Here is a 20,024-nt window from a genome sequence, read left to right as displayed (position 1 = left end):
TGCAGTCCACGTTCATGCTGATGGTGCTGTCCCGTCTTCGGGTGTCAGGCCGGTTTCGGGCATGGTGCCTGCCTGTCCCGCCGCCTGACGGAAATAGTAGGATTCCGCAATCCTGATGGGCAGCAGGTCCATGAAGCGCGACCCCGCGGCCAGCCACCACGGGAAGAAGATGCGCCGCCTGCCCTCCGCCACGCCGGATATGATGGCGCGCACGGCATCGCCGGTCTGTGTCAGGCCGGGCATGGGGAAAGTGTTCCCTGCGGTCATGGGGGTTGCGACAAAACCGCAGCACACGCTGGACAGGAGGATACCGGCCCGCGCCATGTTGCCGCCCGTCGCCACCATGAAACGGTCCACCGCCGCCTTGGACGCGCAATAGGACGGCGTTCCGGGAAACGAGACAAGCCCCGCCACGGATGACATGGCGCAGATGCGCCCGCGCACGCCATCGCTCCCGCGCGGCTGGGCGCGCATGACCTGCAGCGCCGGAAGCACCGTATTGATCACGCCGTCCACGTTGGTGGCGAACATGCGCCGGATCTGGTCATCCGGTTCGTAGGGGGCTTCCTCGCCGCCCCGGGTGGATGCCGTAATCCCCGCGCAGGCAAAAACGAGGTCAAGCGTGCCCGTGCCGGTTATCCAGTCATCCATGCCCGCGCGTTCGCGCACATCCTGCACCCGGATGCGCGCATCCGCCCCGCGTGCGATGCAGCGTGCCGCCACGTCGTGCAGGTTGGCGTGGTTTCGCCCCCCCAGATGCAGCCTGCGGCCCGGCCGGGCAAGGGCCAGGGCGATGCCGCGTCCGATACCGGAGGAGGCGCCGGTGATGAGTATCGATTCCTGTTTCATGTTCGCAGAATACATACACCCTGTTAGAACTGCGCTACCCCCTTTGCGCAGCCGGCCGGTATTTGTGTACGGCCACCAATTATGGAGAACCGCATGAGCCAGACCTTCAGCCCCCCCCGTGCAACCCCGGCGGTTCCGGTTCGGCGCAGGGGGGTATGTCTGGTTATCTCAGCCCCGTCCGGGGCGGGAAAGTCCACCATCGCCAATGCGCTGCGCGCGTCCGAACCCCAGTTGCTGCATTCCGTGTCCGTCACCACGCGCCAGCCCCGACCGGGGGAAAGTGACGGAATCCATTACCACTTCCGCACCATGGAAGAATTCAGCCGCATGGCGGAAGCAGGCGAGATGCTGGAATGGGCGACCGTATTCGGCCGGGGATACGGCACGCCGCGCGCGCCGGTTGAACAGGCCCTGGCGGAAGGGCGCGACATGGTGTTCGACATCGACTGGCAGGGACACCGCCAGATCCGTGCGGCATTGCCCGCTGATGTGGTCAGCCTGTTCGTCCTGCCCCCGTCCATCGCGGAACTGGAACGTCGCCTGAACGGACGCGCATCGGATGAGGCCGATGAGATCGCGCGCCGCATGCAGGCCGCGCGCGACGAGATATCGCACTGGAACGAATTCGACCATGTCATCATCAATTCCGAACTGGATCAGGCCATTGCGGAAGCCCGCGCCGTGCTGGTCGCCGCCCGGCTGCAACGTCACCGCCAGATCGGACTGACGGATCTGGTGGCCAGTTTCGGGGTCTGACACGGCAGGCTGCATGGTACGGCGTGGGTGTTACGCCGCTGGCATGTGTTTCATGCGATAGCATTGATGGACAAGCGGCATGAAATGCGGGGATATGCTTCCGCCTGCCGCGTGCATGCCTTTTTAATTTCCCTGCCGGATCATCATGCCTGCTCCTCGCCCGTCCGATTCCGCCCTGCCATTCTGGATGATTGCCCTGCTGGGGCTGCTGACGGCAATCGGGCCCCTTGCCACGGATATGTACCTGCCCGCCTTTCCGGCCATGGATCAGGAACTGGCGGGCGGCCAGGCCGGGGCCAGCCAGATCACGCTGGCGGCGTGGTTCGCGGGGCTTGCGATCGGGCAGTTCAGCCTTGGTCCCATATCCGACCGGCTGGGACGCCGCATGCCGCTTCTGGGGGGGCTGGTGCTGTTTTCGGTCGGCTCCCTTGGCTGTGCGGAGGTCACGTCATTCAACCTGTTCTGCCTGTGCCGTTTTATCGCGGCACTGGGTGGGGCGACCTGCGCGGTCATTCCACGCGCCATCGTGCGCGACGTGGCGACCGGGGCGACCTGTGCGCGGATCATGTCGCAGCTTATGCTGGTTTTTGGCGTCATGCCCATACTGGCGCCCTCGCTGGGCAGTCTGGTGCTGTCCGTCGGGCACTGGCGCTGGATTTTCTGGATTGCGGTCTTGTACGGCGTACTGGCGCTGGTGGTGGTGGTGGCGACACTGGGCGACACCATGCCACGGGAAAAACGGATCACCTTTTCCGCTACCGGCATGATTGCCCGCTACGCCGGGCTGGTGCGTGAGCCGGTGTTCATGTCCAGTGCGCTGATCAACAGTTTTTCGTCCTTCATCATGTTCGCCTACATCACCTCGGCACCCATGGTGTTTGAACACCTGCTGCATTTCACGCCCGGTCAGTTCGGGGCGTTCTTTGGCCTCAATGCGGGCATGTTCATCGCCACGGCCCAGCTTAATGGCATGCTGGTGCATCGCGTGTCGCTGTCACGCCTGCTGGACCGGGGGGTGGTGGGCTGCCTGCTGGCCGCGCTGACCTGTCTTGTCCTGTCGCTGGCGGGTGTGGCGGGTCCGGTGCATCCGCTGCTGGTCTGCGTGCTGATCATGTGCATTACCGCTTCGCTGGGGTTTGTGGGACCCAATGCAACGGTCATGGCCTTTACCCATCACGGTCACCAGATTGGCAGCGCGTCGGCGCTGATGGGCACGATCCAGTTCTCCCTCGCCGCAGGCAGCGGCTTCATTCTGGGCCATGTGCCATTCCACAGCCCCGCGCCTCTGGCCGTGGTGGTGATGGGCGGGGGAACCTGCATGGGGCTGTGCAACATCTGGCGCCACGCCTGTGACCGCCGCGCCCACGGACGGAAATAGGGGCGCGCGGAGGGGCGTTTTCCCGCCCCCTCAGACCGGCTGCCGGTCCGCGATATCGCGTAGTGTCCGCCCCAGTTCGGTCTTTTTCATCTGCCCGGCCAGCGTGCGGAGCTGGCTTTCGTTTATGTAGCCCATGCGGAAGGCCGTTTCCTCCGGCGATCCGACCAGCATGCCCTGACGCGACTGCACGGTATGGACGAATGACCCCGCCAGCATCAGGCTTTCGGGCAGGCCCGCATCCAGCCATGCGCAGCCGCGCCCAAGCCGTTCGACATGCAGCGTGCTGTCTTCAAGATACAGGCGGTTGAGGTCGGTGATTTCCAGTTCACCGCGTGCGGAGGGGTGTAGGCGGGTGGCAAACTCTCCCACCCGTCCATCGTAGAAATAAAGGCCGGTCACAGCCCAGTTGGAAGGGGGGTGTTCGGGTTTTTCCACAATGTCCAGCGCCCGGCCATGGCGATCGAACGTCACGACCCCATAGCGTTCGGGATCGCGCACCTGATAGGCGAAAACCGTCGCCCCATCGGGCCGGTGGGCCGCGGTGCGCAGCATGGCGGGCAGGTGATCGGCGAAAATCAGGTTGTCACCCAGTATCAGGGCGCACGGTGCCCCCGCCAGCCAGTCACCCGCGATCAGGAATGCCTGCGCAATGCCCTGTGGCGCGGGCTGGATACGGTAGGTGAAGCGGACACCGAACTGCGCGCCATCCCCCAGCAGGCGCTGGAACTGCGGCAGGTCCTGTGGCGTGGAAATGATCATGATATCGCGGATACCCGCCATCATCAGGGTCGATAGCGGGTAATAGATCATCGGCTTGTCATAGACCGGCAGCAACTGCTTGCTGGTCGCCAGCGTCATGGGATGCAGGCGCGTGCCCGATCCCCCTGCCAGCAGGATGCCCCTGGTAGCAGGCTTCTGCCCTTCGCCATTCTGCATCATGCCACCTGTCCAAGCCGCTGGCCGCCATAGCGCCGGTTACGGATGGCCTGCCACCACGGCGCATGGTCGAGATACCAGCGCACGGTCAGCCTTATGCCGCTTTCAAAATCATGCCGTGCCGTCCAGCCCAGCGCCTGTTCCGCATGGGATGGGTCGATTTCATACCGGAAATCGTGGCCCGGCCTGTCCTGAACATGTTCGATCAGCCGCGCATGCGTTCCCATCGGGTCGGGGCGCAGTTCATCCAGAATGTCGCAGATGGTGCGGACGACCTGCAGGTTGGTGCGCGGCTGGCGGCTGCCTATGGCATAGGTTTCGCCCGGCTGGCCCCGTTCCACGGCGCATACCAGCGCCTGTGCATGGTCGTCCACGAACAGCCAGTCACGGATATTGTCGCCCGCGCCATAAATGGGCAGGGCGCGGCCCTCGATGGCGTTGATTATCGTCAGCGGCACCAGTTTTTCAGGGAAATGCCAGAGACCGTAATTATTGGTGGTGTTCGTAATGAAGGTCGGCAGGCCGTAAGTATGCCGCCATGCCCGCACCAGATGGTCGGATGCCGCCTTGCTGGCGGAATAGGGGCTGCTGGGGCTGTAGGGCGTGGTTTCGGTAAAGGGTGGATCGTCCGGACCAAGCATGCCGAACACCTCATCGGTGGAGACATGATGGAAGCGGAAACTGTCCCGCAGCACGGGGGGCAGCGCCTGCCAGTAGATGCGCGCGGCCTCCAGCATGGAAAAGGTGCCCGTCACATTGGTCTGGACAAAGGCATGCGCGCTGTCGATCGAACGGTCCACATGGCTTTCGGCCGCCAGATGCATCACCGCATCGGGCTGGAAGGCCTCAAATGCCGCCAGCACGGCGGACGTATCGCATATGTCGCAATGCCGCATGCGATAGCGGGAGGAAGAAGTCGCTTCCTCCACCGCATGCGGGCTGGCGGCATAGGTCAGGCAGTCGATATTCAGGATTTCATGGCGCGTGTGTCTGATCAGATGGCGCACGACCGCCGACCCGATAAACCCGCACCCGCCGGTTATTAAGATGCGCATGGGAATCCACCACATTAAAAATCGTAGCAGACAGGTAAAATATTAAGATCCCACAAATATCCGCCCTGTATTTCCCGTTACATGATCGGGGCGGCTGGCTGTGGGGCCGGTCCGGCGCGCCGCGCGGGTGGGATATGTGATTTACGGAATGTCAGCATGCTGCGAACATATGACCAAATACGATATAACAGGGTTATTGCACGTCCCCGACCAAGGTAGCCTGCCTGCATGATGTTTCCGATGCGCCTGATCCGGTTGCGTTTCCTGGTCCTGACCATCCTGTTCATGACGCAGGGTGGTGCCCGTGCGGGGGCCACCTCTGTCCCCGATGCCGCCAGCATGCTCCAGCATGACATGCAGCACGAACTTGGTGTCCGGCAGATGCGCCCGCGCCAGACACAGCGCGCCATGGCCCTGACGGTCGATGTGCTGGATCAGGCCAATGGCTGGCCGCAGGATGCGGAAATCGTGCTGGTGGTGGACCGTGCGCCCACCGTTCAGCTCATGTGGTTCGTGCTGGCTGATACGGCGGCCCATCAACTGACCCCGCTGGGCATGGTGGCGGTCAGCACGGGCCGACCGGGGCGGAAGGAACATTTCCGCACGCCGGTAGGCATCTTCGTCAATGATGGCCAGATTTACGGGTATCGCGCACTGGGCACCAAGAACGAACACGGCATACGCGGCAATGGCGAAAAGGGCATGCGGGTATGGGATTTCGGCTGGCAGACGACAGAGGACTGGCGGCGCAAGGGAAGCGTGGCGGTCGTCCGGCTGGAGATGCATGCCACGGACCCGACCTTCCTTGAATCCCGGCTGGGGCAGGCGGATTCGGAAGGGTGCATCCGTATCCCGGCGCGCGTGAACAGTTTTATCGACCGCCATGGCCTGCTGGACCGCCAGCTTGACCTGATCGCGCAGACCGACCCGCAGAAGGCGCGTGGCGTGCGCGCCCTGCTGGGCGCGGAACATGTCCCCACAGCGCTGGAAGGGGACCGGGTGATCGTGATCGACACGTCCGATCCTCAGGCCCCCCTGTCCGATCCGGCGCAGGCCCAGAAAATACAGGCTGATTTTGCCCAGTTCCTTGCCGCGTCCAATACAGCGGGCCAGCCATCCCCCGCAGCACAATCTCCATCCGCACCGCCGTCAGCCGGGCCGCGTCCCATCGCGCAACTGCCGTCCCGACCGCAACCCGCTGTCGCCTATGTCCCGCCGCCGTCGCCCACCGGGCAACGGCCTGCCGTGCCCCCGACCCCTGTTGTGCCGCGTCCGGTGCCGCCGCTACCGGCTGCGCAACAGCCACAACCGGCCCCTGTGTCGCCGCCCCCACCTGTAGTAACGCCCCAGCCGGTCGTGCAGCCGCCCGGACCGGCTTCCCCGCCGGATGACAGACCGCCGCGCCCGCCCATGCGCATCGTGCCGCTACCCCCGTCGCCCGGTGACGCGCCTGCGCCCGCTCCGCAGGAATCTGCGCCGGAGCAGCAGGCCGGGTCAGGCTGAATACGGGTATTGTGGCGCCTGCCGTATCAGGGGTTCACATGGGGTAATAAGGCTTCTTAATTCCCATAAAAAAAGGGGGCATTGCTGCCCCCCTTTCCTGACCGGAGTGATACCGGCGACTGGTTCAGGACCAGCGCCAGTTGCGTACTTCCGGCAGGTCCTGTCCATATTCCGCCACGTAGCGGTGGTGTTCGTTCAGCTTGTCGCAGATCGCCTCGTTGGCATAGGCCGCCTTGGATGCAAGACCCGGCACCCGGCGGATCACGTTCTGCACCAGATGGAACCGGTCGAGGTTATTGCGCACGGTCATGTCGAACGGCGTGGTGGTGGAACCTTCCTCACGGTAGCCATGCACGTGGAAGTTACGGCAATTGGTCCGCTTGTAGATCAGCTTGTGAATCAGCGCCGGATAGCCGTGGAAGGCGAAGATGACCGGCTTGTCCGTGGTGAACAGGCTGTCGAAGGTGAAGTCATCCAGCCCGTCCGGGTGCTGGGACTGTGATTCAAGGGTCAGCAGGTCCACCACGTTGACCACGCGGATTTTCAGGTCCGGCACGTGATGGTTCAGGATCTGCACCGCAGCCAGCGTCTCCATGGTCGGCACGTCACCCGCGCAGGCCATGACCACATCGGGTCCGCTGTCCTTGTCGTTACTGGCCCATTCCCAGATACCGATGCCCTTGGCGCAATGGTCGATGGCGGAATCCATATCCAGCCACTGCGGTTCGGGCTGCTTGCCCGCCACGATCACGTTCACGCGGTCCCGGCTTTCAAGGCAGGTTCTGGCCACACACAGCAGGGTGTTGGCATCAGGCGGCAGGAACACCCGTACCGTCTTGGCCTTCTTGTTCAGCACATGGTCGATGAAGCCGGGGTCCTGATGGCTGAACCCGTTATGGTCCTGCCGCCAGACATGCGATGTCAGCAGGTAGTTGAGTGAGGGGATCGGCGCGCGCCATGCCACTTCATCCGCCTGCTTGATCCACTTGGCGTGCTGGTTGACCATGGAATCCACGATGTGGATGAACGCCTCATAGCATGACAGGAAGCCATGGCGGCCCGTCAGCAGGTAGCCTTCCAGCCAGCCCTGACAGGTATGCTCGCTCAGGATTTCCATGACATGGCCGTCCACCGACAGGTGGTCGTCATAATCAAAGGTCTCGGCGTTCCATGCGCGGTTGGTGACATCCAGCACGGCGTTCAGGCGGTTGGAATTGTTTTCATCCGGCGCCAGCACGCGGAAATTGCGCGCACCCAGATTCGCCTTCATCACATCGCGCAGCCAGCTACCCAGCACGCGCGTGCCTTCGCCCAGTTCATGCCCCGGCGAGGATACGGTAACGGCATAATCCGCAACATCGGGCATGCGCAGGTCACGGCTCAGCAGGCCGCCATTGGCGTGCGGGTTGGCGCTCATCCGGCGGTTGCCCCTGGGGGCAAGGGCCGCGATTTCAGGCAGCAGGGTGCCGTTTTCGTCAAACAGCTCTTCCGGCCTGTAGCTATGCAGCCAAGTGTCGAGCAGCTTCAGGTGCTCGGGATTGGTCATGTCGGTAATGGGCACCTGATGGGCGCGCCAGTACCCTTCGACCCGCAGCCCGTCCACCGTCTTGGGGCAGGTCCAGCCCTTGGGCGTGCGCATGATGATCATGGGCCAGACCGGGCGCGCGGTCTGGTTCTGCTCACGCGCGGCCTTCTGGATCTGTGCGATTTTCGCAAAGGCCGTATCCATCGCCACGGCCATCTTCTGGTGCATGGTGTCGGGATCGTCACCTTCCACCACGATCGGCTCATAGCCGTAGCCACGGAACAGGCTCAGCAGTTCTTCGGCCGGGATGCGGGCCAGCACGGTGGGGTTGGCGATCTTGTAACCGTTCAGGTGCAGGATCGGCAGGACCGCGCCATCGGTTTTGGGGTCAAGGAACTTGTTGCTGTGCCACGATGTCGCCATCGGGCCGGTTTCGGCTTCGCCATCGCCCACGACGCAGGCCACGACCAGATCGGGATTGTCGAACGCCGCGCCATAGGCATGGGACAGGGAATAGCCCAGCTCGCCGCCTTCATGGATGGAACCCGGCGTGGTGGGGGCCGCATGGCTGGGAATCCCGCCGGGGAAGGAGAACTGCTTGACCAGTCTGGCCAGCCCGTCCGCATCCTGCGTCACGGCGGGGAAATACTCGCTGTATGTCCCTTCCAGATAGGTGCTGGCGATCACGCCCGGCGCCCCGTGGCCCGGCCCCGCCACGAACAGGATGCTACGGTCCTGTTCACGGATGATGCGGTTGAGGTGCAGGTAAAGGAAGTTCAGCCCCGGTGTGGTGCCCCAGTGCCCGAGCAGGCGCGGCTTGGTATGTTCCAGCTTCAGCGGTTCACGCAGCAGCGGGTTCGCCATCAGGTAGATCTGGGCAATCGAGAGGTAGTTTGCTGCATGCCACCACTTGTTGAAAAGCGCGACATCCGCTGTAGACAGCGGGTTCGCGGATGCAGTTTCACTCATTTGCGTTCCTTCCGAGATATTCCATCCCTGTGCGGCCTGCGTTCAGGCCAGGCACATCAGCACATGCCGACGGATTGTTGTTTCCTCATCGGTGGGAATGACCCGCACCTCCACAGCACTGTCGGGCGTGCTGATGATGTCCCGATGCGCGGCATTGGCCTGCGCATCAAGGCGGATACCCGCCCATTCCAGCCGCGCGCAGATCGCAGCGCGGATAACTGCGTCATTTTCCCCGATGCCGGCGGTGAACACCAGCCCGTCCAGTCCCTGCAGCGCGGCCATCATGGCGCCTGCTTCCTGGGCGAAGCGGTAGGTGAACAGGTCCAGCGCCTGCGTCACTTCCGGGCTGATCGCCGCACGTGCGTGCAGGTCGCGCATATCGGCAGAGACGCCCGAAACACCCAGCAGGCCGGAGCGATGATAGAGAATATTCTCGATTTCCGCCGCGCCCAGCCCTTCCTCGCGCAGCATGTACAGGATCACGCCGGGGTCCAGATGGCCGCAGCGCGTGCCCATCACCAGCCCGTCCAGCACTGAAAAGCCCATGGTCGTATCCACGCTGCGGCCGCCGCGCATGGCGCACAGGCTGCCGCCACTGCCGATATGGGCCACAATGGTCCGCCCTTCCGACAGGCGGGGCGCGCAGTCATGCAGGGCCGATGCGATATATTCATAGGACAGCCCATGGAATCCGTACCGGCGCACCCCGCGCGCTGCATATTCGCGGGGCAGGGCCTGCGCCTGCGCCACGGCGGGCATGGTGTGATGGAAACCGGTATCAAAACACGCGACCTGCGGCAGGTCGGGTTTCTGCGCCAGCAGGGCGCGGATCGGGGCCAGACTGCCGGCCTGGTGCAGGGGGGCGAAGGGGGTCAGGGCCGTGAGCCGGTCCAGTATGTCGGGCGTGATCCGCACGGGGGCGATGAATTCCGGCCCGCCATGCACGACGCGGTGGCCGACCGCCATAAGATCTACATCCCCAAGCTGCCTGCCGACCCAGCCCATAAGGGTGGCCATGGGGCCGTGATGGGCATCGTCGCCCGCCTGTCCGGTCGTGGCGGGGTCCCAGCGTTCGTCCACCAGCGTATGGCCGCTGGCATCATGGGCGATGAAATGGGGGTGGGTGCCGATGCCTTCCAGCTCGCCCGATGCAATGCGGTGGCTGGGCGCTGTGGCACCCTCGCCCTTCTCTATGGAAAACAGGGCAAACTTCAGGCTGGACGATCCTGCGTTCAGCGCCAGTACAGCGCGTGTCATGCCTGTCTCCCCTTAATGTCTTTGTCTGGCCTGCGCCATGTCACGCCGATATGGCGTGTCTGACATTGATGCGAATCAATTGCCTGCATCGCGGGCAGCGTCAAGGAAGGGTGCGTGCTGGCAGATTTCCCTTCAGCACATACGCCCGGAGTGGTGGATCAGGCGGCGTATGGTCAGAAAGTATTTTTAAATCAGCGCGTTAAAATATTTCTGCCCCTGCTTTCTTCATAGCTGCCCGCTATGCTCCCACGGGCGGCGGGGGTGCGCATATCACATCCGCGTGGCGCAGGACGCGACCGGATCAGCCAAAACGCCGGGCCAGTGCGGCCTGTGCCGCCTTGCGGGCATGGCCCGCGTCCCGACCGACGCGCATCAGTGCTGGAATCTGCAACGGATCGCACAGGATGCTGCGCGTAAGGGCGCCAACGGCCAGTCGGCCATCGGGACGCAGGGCCACGACGGCGGCAGGCGGCAGGGTGCGGTCCGCCGGGTCGCACACGACGCGCATCACGGCAAAGGGCACCTTGCGCGCGGCGGCCATTTCCGCGACCACGCCACTTTCCATATCCAGCGCCACGCAGCCGGTCTGGCGGAACAGGGCGGTCTTGCGCGTCGCGGCGGTGACGATCACGTCGCTATGCAGCAGGTCGCCGCCAACCACGTCCGCCCGGTCGGCCCCCAGCCATGACAGCAGGGCAGGGGAGGCGGGCAGACGTTCACCATTCACCATCACATTCTGCGGGATGACAACCGCGCCAGGGGCAAGTGCCGGATCAAGCCCCGCCGCCAGACCAAAGGACAGCAGCGCGTCAACGCCACTTTCCAGCAGGTCCAGCACCACCTGCCGCGCGCCGGACAGGGTCGCGCCGCTCAGCCCGAAACGCGCATCGGGCAGGAAGGGGCGGATCAGCGAGGCTTCCGCTTCCATTCCCACCACGATCCCGAGCCGGGAAAAGGGGGACACGGATACAGTATCGGGCATGTCTATCGGTCCCCCCGCGCTCAGAAGCCGTAGCCGACGCGGCCGCTATTGCTGACTTCCAGATTGCGGTAGCGCGACAGCGCCATAAGCGGGAAGAACTGGCGATAGCCGTGGTAGCGCAGATAGAACACCTTGGGGAAACCGACGGCGTTATAGGGTTCTTCCGCCCATTCGCCGTCCTCGCCCTGCGTGCGGCCCAGGAAGGCGATGCCACGGCTTACCGCCGGGTCGTCACGCAGGCCCGCCGCCATCATGCCCAGAACGGCCCATGCGGTCTGTGATGGCAGGCTTTCCTTGTATTCGCCCGGTGCGGCCCCTTCGTAGCTGGCGCAGTCCTCGCCCCAGCCACCATCGGCGCGCTGGTGACTGCGCAGCCAGTCGGTCGCGCGGATGATCATCGGGTCATCATGCGCGATCTGCGCCGCGTTCAGCGCGCACAGGACGGACCACGTGCCGTAGATGTAATTGGTGCCCCAGCGGCCGAACCACGAACCGTCCTTTTCCTGTTCATCCCGCAGGTAGGCGATGCCCCGGTCAATGACCGGCTGGTCCTCCGGGTGGCCAAGCTGGGCGAGGAAGGAAATGCAGCGCGCCGTCACATCCGCCGTCGGCGGATCAAGCAGCGCCCCGTGATCGGCAAAGGGAATATGGTTGAGCAGATCGAGGTTGTTGTCGATATCGAACGCGCCCCAGCCGCCATTCATACTCTGCATGCCGATGATCCATTCGCGGGCGCGCTCGATGGCTTCCGTATTGGCGGGGTCGCCCTCACGGTGCAGCAGCATGCCGACAACGGCGGTGTCATCCACATCGGGGTAATAATCGTTGGCATACTGGAAGGCCCAGCCACCGGGGCGCAGGTCCGGGCAGTTGACGGCCCAGTCGCCCTTTACGTCCAGAATCTGGCGTTCACGCAGCCACTTGCTGGCGGCGGCCAGTTTTTCCTTCGTCTTTTCCGGGGCGATGCCGTTGGGGCCGGATGCGGCCTCGATCATGGCATGGCCGGCAAGGCCGGTATCCCAGATGGGGGACACGCAGGGCTGGCAGTAGGTTTCGTCGCCCTGATTGACCAGCAGGCGCTGCACCGCGTCCCATGCGGTCTTCGCCCGCGGGTCGCTGTCGGGAATGCCCAGCGCGCGGAACATCATGACGGTATTGGCCATGGCGGGGTAGATGGCCCCAAGCCCGTCCTCGCCGTTCAGGCGGGGTTCGATGAAGTCCACGGCGGCCCTGATGGCCTTGCGGCGTGTCTTTTCGGGGATCATGCGTTCGACGGGACGCAGCACCACGTCCACATACTTGAACACACGGCCCCATACGGAACGGTACGGCCCGCGAATCCAGTCACGAACCTTGCGCGGGGGCGTGACGAACAGTTCCTGCACATGGATGTCGCGCGGATTGATCGCGATGGGACGCAGGGCGGCCAGCACCAGCAGGGGCGCGATCACCGTGCGCGACCAGTAGGACATGTTCCATACGGAAAACAGGGCCGTGCGCGGCAGCAGCATGATTTCCACCGGCATGGCGGGGGCCGCTTCCCACGGCACTTCGCCAAACAGGGCAAGCTGGATGCGGGTGAACACGTTGGTCCGTTCCGCGCCGCCATGATCAAGGATCGCCTGACGGGCGCGCACCATGTGCGGCGCGTTGACGCTGTCGCCAAGCGCCTTCAGCGCGAAATAGGCCTTGACCGAAGCCGACAGGTCGAACTTGCCGTCCTGATAGAGCGGCCATCCGCCATGATCGCCCTGGATGCGACGCAGATAGACACCGATGCGCTGTTCCAGCTCCGGATTGATCCGGTCCAGATAGTGTTCCAGCAGCACGTATTCGGCCGGGATGGTGGCGTCGGCTTCAAGGTCGAAGACCCAGTGCCCGTCATCGGCCTGCCGCCGGCCCAGCGCACCATGGGCGCGGGTTACGGCCTGATCCAGTTCGTCCCGGTCCAGCGGGGCATCCGTTGCCGGACGCGGCGTGCGGGCCGGTCCTGCCGCGCGGGAGCGGGTGGACGCGGGCGTCTTCTTGCGGGGAGCGGTGATTGTCTCGGTTCTCTTGGCCATTATTCCACGTTCCCCGTGTCATGACGGGGGCCTATTCCAAATCCGTACATCATGTTCATTCCGGTCGGCCCGGTGTGCCCCTGCGGGCATGGACAGCCTTCGCCGCCGCGGCACCTGACCTGATCGCACCTTCAATAGTGGCGGGCAATCCCGTTGCCGTCCAGTCTCCTGCCAGCAGCAGGTTGGCCGCCATGGTCCGCGTGCCCGGTCGCAGGCGGTCCTGCGCGGGGGTGGCGGCAAAGGTCGCGCGCTTTTCGCGCACGATGCGCAGCGGCGGCATGGCGACGGGCAGCGGGGCCGTGGCGGCGGGGTCGATCGCGGCGCGCACTTCGTTCCAGATCAGGGCTGCGAGTTCATCCGTATCGCGCCCGTCATAGCGGTTGGCGGCGCTGACCGTGACCGACAGGATACGGTCCTTGACGAAGACCCATTCGCTGATTCCGCCCACAACCCCGATGAAGCGGGCCTGCGCCAGCCCGCCCGTCAGGGTTGGTGCGGCTGGGAGCAGGAAATGCACGTTCAGGATCGACTCGAACGCATCCGGGGCGCTGAAACCGGGCAGTTGCGCTGCCAGCAGTCCCGATGCCACGGGGGCGGGCACCGCCATGATGACCGTATCGCGGTCGCCGATGGCCACCTGTTCGTCACCCAGCCGCAGGGCGGTGACGGTGGCGCCATCCATTTCCACCGCGCTGACGCGGCTGCCCGTGCGTACCGTCGCCTTCAGCACCGACAGATGGGCAAGGGCAGGGTCCACGAAACTTTCGGACAGGCCCTGCTCGGGAAAGCGGGGCAGGCAGTTGCGTCCGCCGCGGGCAAGGCTTTCCTTCACCACGGCCCCCAGCAGTGCCGCGCTGCCGGTATCGGGCATGGTGTTGAGCACGGATATGGCGAAGGGTTCGAGCAGCCGCCGCGACAGGCTGCCCGGTTGCAGGCAGTCGCTCACCACCATATCCGGCGTGGCGTCCATGAGGGCCAGCAGCCCGCGCAGTTCCGCAAGCCGCATGCCCGGCACGCGCCTGCGGCGTGAAAGCACCCACAACGGCACCCGCCCGCGTGAAAGGTCCAGCGTCCAGCGCAGCCGTTCGGCCAGATCCACGAAGGGGAAGACCGGGCGGCCGGGGCCGACCAGTGTCTTCTGCGCGCCGATCAGGCCAAGATAGCGGTAGACCGCCGGGTTGCCCGACAGCAGGAGATGGTTGCCATTATCGATCCGGCAGCCCAGATGCCGGTCCAGATAGGACCGCGCCCGACCGCCACAGGCCGGACCGGCTTCATAGACCGTAACGCGCTCGCTGCCGCCCGCCAGTTCCACCGCCGCCGACAGCCCGGCCAGCCCGCCGCCGATGATATGGACATGTCCGCTCATGTGTCAGCTTACCAGCGCGCGCAGGGCGATCAGCACCTTGCGGGGGCGGGAAAGGGAGACCCGGCGTTCGGGCGTGCCCCAGCCCTGACGTTCCTGCGCGTTGAGGATGGCGGCATAGGTCGCCCCCATCAGGCGGGCCGGGCGCATGGCCGTATGGTCGCACCGGCGCATGGCGGCGGCGGCGGCACGGAAATGGTCATGCGCGCGCCCTGCCAGGATACGCCCGACCTGTTCCAGCGCCGGGGCGTGGACCACGGCGGCGGGTTCGGGCGCAATCCCGAAGCGTTCCAGCAGTTCGCGCGGCAGGTACAGGCGGCCAAGGCGGGCATCTTCCGCCACGTCGCGCAGGATGTTCGTGATCTGCAGGGCGCGGCCCAGATGGTGTGCCACCTTGTCCGCCTCGGCGGAGGAATCACCAAACACCCGCACCGAAAGCCGCCCCACGGCGGAGGCCACCCGGTCGCAATACAGGTCAAACGTGGCTTCATCCGGGGCGATGACAGGGCCGCGGGCATCCATTTCCATGCCGTCGATCACGGCGGCGAAGTCGTCCTGCCGCAGGTCGAAGCGGCGGATGGTGGCCAGCAGGACACGGTCGATGCCGTCGCGTGCCTCACCGGCGTAAAGCCGGGCAATGCGCGCGCGCCATTCTTCCAGCCGGCGGCATTTGTCTTCCGCCTCGCCCGCGTCATCCGCCACGTCATCGACCAGACGGCAGAAGGCATAGACCGCGTACATCCCATACCGCCGGTCAGGTGGCAGGATGCGCATTCCCTTGCCAAAGGACGTACCCGACTGCACCACGACCCGCTCAACCGCTGCCAGGTCGGCGGGATCGCAGCCCAGTGCCGGGGCTTCATCATGTCGCGCGCGCAAAAAACCCATTCCCGCGTGTTCCGTTCACTTACCAGTTACAGTCCGCCCGTTCTTAGCGGTAATCACGACCAAGGACAAAACCCGCCCTGTCAGAGCAGCGTGCGTGTAGCGCGGGCAAGGGCCAGCAGCACATCCCCGCGTGACAGCTTGACCCGTCCCGCGATGGGGTCTTCCGCCCGCAGCCGCGCCGCCAGACGTTTTGAAAGTCCGACGATGACCGCCGCTTCCATGCGCATGCGCCGGTCGCGGATCAGGCCGGGCAGGGTGGCCGCCTGCCGGTTGAGCATGTCCACCCGGTCCAGCAGCGCATCGAACACCAGCCGCAGGCCGGGCACGGTATGGGTGCGGCGCAGGTCATCCACCTGCACGCCCTCACGTTCCAGCCACGGGCGGGGCAGGTAGCAGCGGTCAAGGTTGCGCAGGTCGTCCGCGCAGTCCTGCAGGTGGTTGAGAACCTGCAACGCCGTGCACAGCGCATCGGACGGGCCGAATGTGCGCGGGTCCTCGCCATGCAGTTCCAGCAGGAACCGCCCCACGGGATTGGCGGAATAGCGGCAGTATTCCTCCAGCTCCTCCCACGAATCATAACGGTTCTTGACCGCATCCTGACGGAAGGCAACGATCAGGTCCGTTGCGGTGGCGGGGGAAACGCCGGTCTGCCGCAGTGTGTGGCCCACGCGCACCGCCGTCTGCGCATCGCGGCGCTGGGGGGCCTGCCTGCGGCCCATCACCACGTCCTCCATGGCGTTGAGGCGCGCGATCTTGGCTTGTGCGTCCAGCCGGTCGGTATCGACGATATCGTCGATCACCCGGGCGAAATCGTAATAGGCATGGACATGCGGGCGCAGCCTGCGGCTTATCAGCAGGGAGCCTACGGGAAAATTCTCGTCCCCGGCGTCCTTGCCCGACGAGACATCCTCGCTGCCCCACACGCTCCGCTCATCAGTGTTCACCCTACGTCATCCCCCATGGTGTGGTTTATTACGGTTGCGGCACCCTTGGCGCCATTATGTGTCGAGATTGCGCCATCGGGATCGGTATAGGCGCGGCTTTTCCATATCACGCCCCGGCCCCGATGGTGGTCCAGCGCCGAACCGATCGTCGCCAGCGTATAGAACCCCGCGATGACCGGCAGCAACATCGCCCATGCGGGCGACAGGCTGAAACGGCGCAGCGTGGGCGTGTAGGATGCCATGGACATGACCCACGCCCCCGCCCCCAGCAGGCAGGGCAGGCCATGGGTGAACAGGGCAAGCTGCATCGGAATGACCCATACAAGCACCATGCCGATCACGGTGGCCAGCAGCAGCAGGGGCGAATAGTCAAGCTGCACATACGCCGTGCGCGCCACCATGCGCCAGATGTCGATCGGGCGGGGATAGGGGCGGATCGAGCGGGCAAGACAGCTATGTCCCAGATAGATTCTGCCGCCGCTGTGCTTCACATGCGCGGCCAGCGTGCAGTCATCGATCAGCGCGCCGCGCAGGCTCTCGATCCCGCCGATACGCGCCAGCGCCGACCACCGCACCAGCACCGTGCCGCCAGCGGCCCCCGCCACCCGGCTACGCGGGTTGTTCACGCGCGCGAAGGGGTAGAGCAGGGTGAAGAAGAACACGAAGGCCGGGACCAGCATGCGTTCGGCCTGACTGGCGCAGTTCAGTTCCACCATCTCGGATACCTGATCCAGATGGTCCGCCTGCGCCTTGGCCACCAGTGTCGAGACATGGCGCGGATCGTGGGTGATATCCGCATCGGTCAGCAGCACGAAACCGCTGGAATCGGGCACCAGTTCGCGCGCGCGGGTCACGCCCTGCGATACCGCCCACAGCTTGCCGCTCCATCCCGGGGGACGGGTCCGGCCCGTAACCACTGTCAGCCGCCGCTGCGGGTCCGGCACGCCGCGCGCCAGCCTGCCGGTGCCATCGGTGCTGTTGTCATCCACCACAATGACATGAAGCGGGCCGGGATAATCCTGCGCCAGCAGCGAACGCACGCACTCCACCACGGACGGGGCTTCGTCCCGCGCGGGGACCACCACGCAGACTTCGGGGCAGTCCGCAGCCCGGAGCGGCGTGCGCAGGGGGGCGAGTACCGGCCCCGCCTGCCAGAAACGCCCATGGCAGAAAATCAGTCCCAGCCAGATGACAAGGCTCAGGACGGCAAGGGGAAGCAGCAGCATGACGGGAACCTCAGTCCAGCATTCCGTGCTGGCGGAACCAGTCAATGGCGTCCTTTACCGCTTCACGCGCGGGACGCGGGGCATAGCCCAGTTCGCGTATCGCCTTGTCGGATGAGAAGAACATCTTCTTGTGCGACATGGCCAGCATTTCGCGCGTGACGCGCGGCGCGATGCCAAAAGCGCGGGACAGCCATTCGCTGGCCACGGCCACCGGCCAGATCACCGCCTGCGGCAGGCTTATGCGTGGCGGGGCGACCCCGGCCAGTTCGGCGGTCATGGCGAACAGGTCGCGCAGCAGGTAGTTCTGGCCGCCAAGGATGTATTTTTCCCCGATCCGGCCGCGTTCCAGCGCCAGCGCATGTCCTTCCGCCACGTCATCCACATGGACGATGTTCACGCCGGTATCGACATAGGCCGGCATGCGTCCCGCAGCACAGTCCAGGATCATCTGGCCCGTGGGCGTGGGCTTGATGTCACGCGGGCCAACCGGGGTGGACGGGTTTACGATTACGGCAGGCAGGGCGCGTTCATGCACCAGACGCAGGACTTCCTGTTCTGCGCGGTATTTGGAGCGTTTGTAGATGCCGATCACGCCGTGTTCGTGCACCGGCGTTTCCTCATCGGAAATGGTGCCATCCCCGATCAGTCCCAGCGCCGCGACGGAGGAACAGTACACGATCCGCTCCACCCCCGCCTTCTGTGCCGCGAGCATGAGGGCGCGCGTGCCTTCCACATTGGCGACCATCATGGGTACCGGATCGGGCACCCACAGCCGGTAATCAGCCGCGACATGGAACACGTAGCGGCAGCCCCTGACCGCCGCATCGAAGCTGCCGGGGGTGGACAGGTCCCCTTCCACCAGTTCGGCGGGGAGATCGCGCAGATTGGTCAGGTCGCTGCCCTTGCGCACCATGAGCCGGAGCGTATGCCCCCGTTCAACCAGGTTGCGGGCAACGGCCGAGCCGACAAAACCGGTCGCGCCGGTTACAAGTGTTGGGGCAGTCATGGTCTGAACGATCACTCCGTCAGGGGACAGAATTCATGATTGCGACACGGACTCGCAACCGGCGGGCGTTCCATTTATCCCGACACCTCCCGGTGGCGCCAGACCCTGCTGTAGTGTAAGTCAGGCGCAGTCGACCGCTGTGGTACGAATTTTACCCGGCGTTCCGACGCCCACAGACGAAGACGGACCCTTTCTTGAGAAAGCTCACGATCCTGCTGGCCATCCTTGGCCTGGCCCTGCTTACAGGCTTTACCGCGTGGTACGGGGCCGGTTCGGTCATGAAGGCCATCGTCTCCATCGGCTTCGTCGGATTCATGGCGACGGTGCTGGCGCAGCTTGCAGTCGATGCAATACTGGGTCTCGCCTGGCATGCAGCTTGTCGGGACATTCCGTTCGTCCAGCTTGTGGTTTCACGCATGATTCGGGATGCAGCCGCGTCCTGCCTGCCGTTTTCGCAGTTGGGCGGGATGGTGCTGGGCATCCGCGCCACATCATCAAGCGACCTGTTCGCCGGGCGTCGTGGCCGTCATGTGGACGGGGGGGAGGCCGCCTGCGCCAACCTTGTGGATATCACCACCGAGGTCATGGGCCAGATCCTGTTCATCCTGACCGCCGTGCTGTGCCTTATGGCCCACCAGCAGTCCAGCCCGTTCGCCCGTCCGGTGCTGATCGGTCTGGGGCTGCTGACGCTGGGCATCGCGGGCTTCATCTATACCCAGCGCCGGGGCGGCGACCTGCTCCGCGGCGTGGGGCGCAAGCTGGGGCACAACATGGCCGCCCAGTGGCAGGACGCAATGCTGAGCAGCGCGGACAGCATACAGGAACGTTTCGACGCGATCTGGTCCCATCCGGGCCGCATCGCGCAGGGTGCGCTGCTGCATTACGTCGGATGGCTGGGCAGCGCCGCCACCATCTGGATCGCCTATTATTTCCTTGGCGCGCATCTGAGCTTCAGCGGCGCCGTGGCGATCGAGGGCGTGGCCTGCGGCATCATGTCCGTCTCGTTCCTCGTGCCCGCCGGGCTGGGGGTGCAGGAAGCGGCTTACATGGCGCTTGGTTCGGCCTTTGGCATCGCGCCGTCCGTCTCGCTGGGGCTGTCGCTGCTGCGGCGCGGGCGGGAACTGGTTATCGGCATTCCCATGCTGCTGCTGTGGCAGGGCATGGAAATGCGGGGCCTGCGCCGCAGGCCGGCCACGCTGGATGATGCGGGGGCCGCCCCGGTCACCGCCCCGGTTTCCGTGCATGACCGGCCCCGGCAGACCGACGCCGCGCCCGAGTGAGGGCGCTTTTTTTCAAGAACCTTCAGCCAGACAGATCCCCA

16 protein-coding genes are annotated in these 20,024 nt (G+C 64.9%); 4 read left to right on the top strand and 12 right to left on the bottom strand.

Going from position 1 to position 20,024, the window contains the following annotated elements:
* Positions 1 to 12: 12 nt before the first annotated feature.
* Positions 13 to 849, bottom strand: a complete 837-nt coding sequence (locus tag KSAC_RS09375; RefSeq protein ID WP_165927308.1) for an SDR family NAD(P)-dependent oxidoreductase — start codon at positions 847 to 849, stop codon at positions 13 to 15.
* A gap of 93 nt (positions 850 to 942) precedes the next feature.
* Here KSAC_RS09375 and gmk point away from each other — a divergent pair, with 93 nt between their 5' ends.
* Entirely contained in the window at positions 943 to 1,605 is a 663-nt protein-coding gene (gmk, locus tag KSAC_RS09370; protein WP_102325271.1) for a guanylate kinase, read from the top strand.
* 145 nt (positions 1,606 to 1,750) lie between these two features.
* Positions 1,751 to 2,983 (top strand): multidrug effflux MFS transporter, encoded by a 1,233-nt coding sequence (locus tag KSAC_RS09365; RefSeq protein WP_132305187.1) that lies wholly within the window; start codon positions 1,751 to 1,753, stop codon positions 2,981 to 2,983.
* 30 nt (positions 2,984 to 3,013) lie between these two features.
* Here KSAC_RS09365 and rfbA read toward each other — a convergent pair whose 3' ends face one another.
* Complete coding sequence (gene rfbA / locus KSAC_RS09360; RefSeq protein ID WP_118963582.1) at positions 3,014 to 3,919, bottom strand: glucose-1-phosphate thymidylyltransferase RfbA; 906 nt, start codon at positions 3,917 to 3,919, stop codon at positions 3,014 to 3,016.
* The gene (gene rfbB / locus KSAC_RS09355) at positions 3,919 to 4,974 is read right to left on the bottom strand and encodes a dTDP-glucose 4,6-dehydratase (RefSeq protein ID WP_110546848.1); all 1,056 of its coding nucleotides are present in this window, start codon (positions 4,972 to 4,974) and stop codon (positions 3,919 to 3,921) included. The genes rfbA and rfbB overlap by 1 nt, the downstream gene beginning before the upstream one ends.
* A gap of 228 nt (positions 4,975 to 5,202) precedes the next feature.
* On the opposite strand from rfbB, the gene KSAC_RS09350 reads away from it, so the two are divergent.
* A complete protein-coding gene (locus KSAC_RS09350) occupies positions 5,203 to 6,477 on the top strand; it encodes a L,D-transpeptidase (protein ID WP_243705177.1) in 1,275 nt (424 codons plus the stop codon).
* Between the two features lie 124 nt (positions 6,478 to 6,601).
* Here KSAC_RS09350 and KSAC_RS09345 read toward each other — a convergent pair whose 3' ends face one another.
* From KSAC_RS09345 to hpnA, 9 genes are all read right to left on the bottom strand, one after another.
* Positions 6,602 to 8,971 carry a phosphoketolase family protein gene (locus tag KSAC_RS09345; RefSeq protein ID WP_132305185.1) on the bottom strand — a complete coding sequence of 790 codons (2,370 nt, stop codon included), beginning with the start codon at positions 8,969 to 8,971 and terminating at the stop codon, positions 6,602 to 6,604.
* A gap of 42 nt (positions 8,972 to 9,013) precedes the next feature.
* Positions 9,014 to 10,228, bottom strand: coding sequence for an acetate/propionate family kinase (locus tag KSAC_RS09340; RefSeq protein WP_132305183.1), 1,215 nt, complete (start codon positions 10,226 to 10,228; stop codon positions 9,014 to 9,016).
* A 301-nt stretch (positions 10,229 to 10,529) separates the two neighbouring features.
* Positions 10,530 to 11,210, bottom strand: a complete 681-nt coding sequence (locus tag KSAC_RS09335; RefSeq protein WP_118962682.1) for a phosphorylase family protein — start codon at positions 11,208 to 11,210, stop codon at positions 10,530 to 10,532.
* A gap of 20 nt (positions 11,211 to 11,230) precedes the next feature.
* Positions 11,231 to 13,273 carry a squalene--hopene cyclase gene (shc, locus tag KSAC_RS09330; RefSeq protein ID WP_132305181.1) on the bottom strand — a complete coding sequence of 681 codons (2,043 nt, stop codon included), beginning with the start codon at positions 13,271 to 13,273 and terminating at the stop codon, positions 11,231 to 11,233.
* A 55-nt stretch (positions 13,274 to 13,328) separates the two neighbouring features.
* Positions 13,329 to 14,642, bottom strand: a complete 1,314-nt coding sequence (hpnE, locus tag KSAC_RS09325) for a hydroxysqualene dehydroxylase HpnE (RefSeq protein WP_132305180.1) — start codon at positions 14,640 to 14,642, stop codon at positions 13,329 to 13,331.
* A gap of 3 nt (positions 14,643 to 14,645) precedes the next feature.
* Positions 14,646 to 15,527 (bottom strand): presqualene diphosphate synthase HpnD, encoded by an 882-nt coding sequence (hpnD, locus tag KSAC_RS09320; RefSeq protein WP_132305179.1) that lies wholly within the window; start codon positions 15,525 to 15,527, stop codon positions 14,646 to 14,648.
* 80 nt (positions 15,528 to 15,607) lie between these two features.
* Positions 15,608 to 16,471: a squalene synthase HpnC gene (gene hpnC, locus KSAC_RS09315; protein ID WP_132305178.1), complete on the bottom strand. Its 864-nt coding sequence runs from the start codon at positions 16,469 to 16,471 to the stop codon at positions 15,608 to 15,610.
* Complete coding sequence (locus tag KSAC_RS09310) at positions 16,468 to 17,697, bottom strand: glycosyltransferase (protein WP_102324914.1); 1,230 nt, start codon at positions 17,695 to 17,697, stop codon at positions 16,468 to 16,470. The genes hpnC and KSAC_RS09310 overlap by 4 nt, the downstream gene beginning before the upstream one ends.
* A gap of 10 nt (positions 17,698 to 17,707) precedes the next feature.
* On the bottom strand, positions 17,708 to 18,703 hold the full coding sequence (gene hpnA, locus KSAC_RS09305) for a hopanoid-associated sugar epimerase (RefSeq protein WP_110546876.1): 996 nt from the start codon (positions 18,701 to 18,703) through the stop codon (positions 17,708 to 17,710).
* Between the two features lie 194 nt (positions 18,704 to 18,897).
* Between hpnA and KSAC_RS09300 the strand changes: the two genes are divergently transcribed.
* Complete coding sequence (locus KSAC_RS09300) at positions 18,898 to 19,983, top strand: lysylphosphatidylglycerol synthase domain-containing protein (RefSeq protein WP_110546853.1); 1,086 nt, start codon at positions 18,898 to 18,900, stop codon at positions 19,981 to 19,983.
* The last annotated feature ends 41 nt before the right edge of the window (positions 19,984 to 20,024 follow it).

Origin of the sequence: Komagataeibacter saccharivorans (assembly GCF_004348195.1) — a bacterium.
In the GTDB taxonomy this organism is placed as follows: domain Bacteria; phylum Pseudomonadota; class Alphaproteobacteria; order Acetobacterales; family Acetobacteraceae; genus Komagataeibacter; species Komagataeibacter saccharivorans.
Note: the sequence above shows the minus strand (reverse complement) of the source record. Positions and strands in the feature narration are given on the sequence as shown.

Coding starts and splice junctions, on each gene's coding strand:
- hpnA (WP_110546876.1), bottom strand. CDS start 18,703: ATGACTGCCCCAACACTTGTAACCGGCGCGACCGGTTTTGTCGGCTCG.
- gmk (WP_102325271.1), top strand. CDS start 943: ATGAGCCAGACCTTCAGCCCCCCCCGTGCAACCCCGGCGGTTCCGGTT.
- KSAC_RS09335 (WP_118962682.1), bottom strand. CDS start 11,210: ATGCCCGATACTGTATCCGTGTCCCCCTTTTCCCGGCTCGGGATCGTG.
- KSAC_RS09375 (WP_165927308.1), bottom strand. CDS start 849: ATGAAACAGGAATCGATACTCATCACCGGCGCCTCCTCCGGTATCGGA.
- KSAC_RS09345 (WP_132305185.1), bottom strand. CDS start 8,971: ATGAGTGAAACTGCATCCGCGAACCCGCTGTCTACAGCGGATGTCGCG.
- KSAC_RS09365 (WP_132305187.1), top strand. CDS start 1,751: ATGCCTGCTCCTCGCCCGTCCGATTCCGCCCTGCCATTCTGGATGATT.
- hpnE (WP_132305180.1), bottom strand. CDS start 14,642: ATGAGCGGACATGTCCATATCATCGGCGGCGGGCTGGCCGGGCTGTCG.
- KSAC_RS09310 (WP_102324914.1), bottom strand. CDS start 17,697: ATGCTGCTGCTTCCCCTTGCCGTCCTGAGCCTTGTCATCTGGCTGGGA.
- KSAC_RS09350 (WP_243705177.1), top strand. CDS start 5,203: ATGATGTTTCCGATGCGCCTGATCCGGTTGCGTTTCCTGGTCCTGACC.
- KSAC_RS09340 (WP_132305183.1), bottom strand. CDS start 10,228: ATGACACGCGCTGTACTGGCGCTGAACGCAGGATCGTCCAGCCTGAAG.
- shc (WP_132305181.1), bottom strand. CDS start 13,273: ATGGCCAAGAGAACCGAGACAATCACCGCTCCCCGCAAGAAGACGCCC.
- hpnD (WP_132305179.1), bottom strand. CDS start 15,527: ATGGGTTTTTTGCGCGCGCGACATGATGAAGCCCCGGCACTGGGCTGC.
- rfbB (WP_110546848.1), bottom strand. CDS start 4,974: ATGCGCATCTTAATAACCGGCGGGTGCGGGTTTATCGGGTCGGCGGTC.
- rfbA (WP_118963582.1), bottom strand. CDS start 3,919: ATGCAGAATGGCGAAGGGCAGAAGCCTGCTACCAGGGGCATCCTGCTG.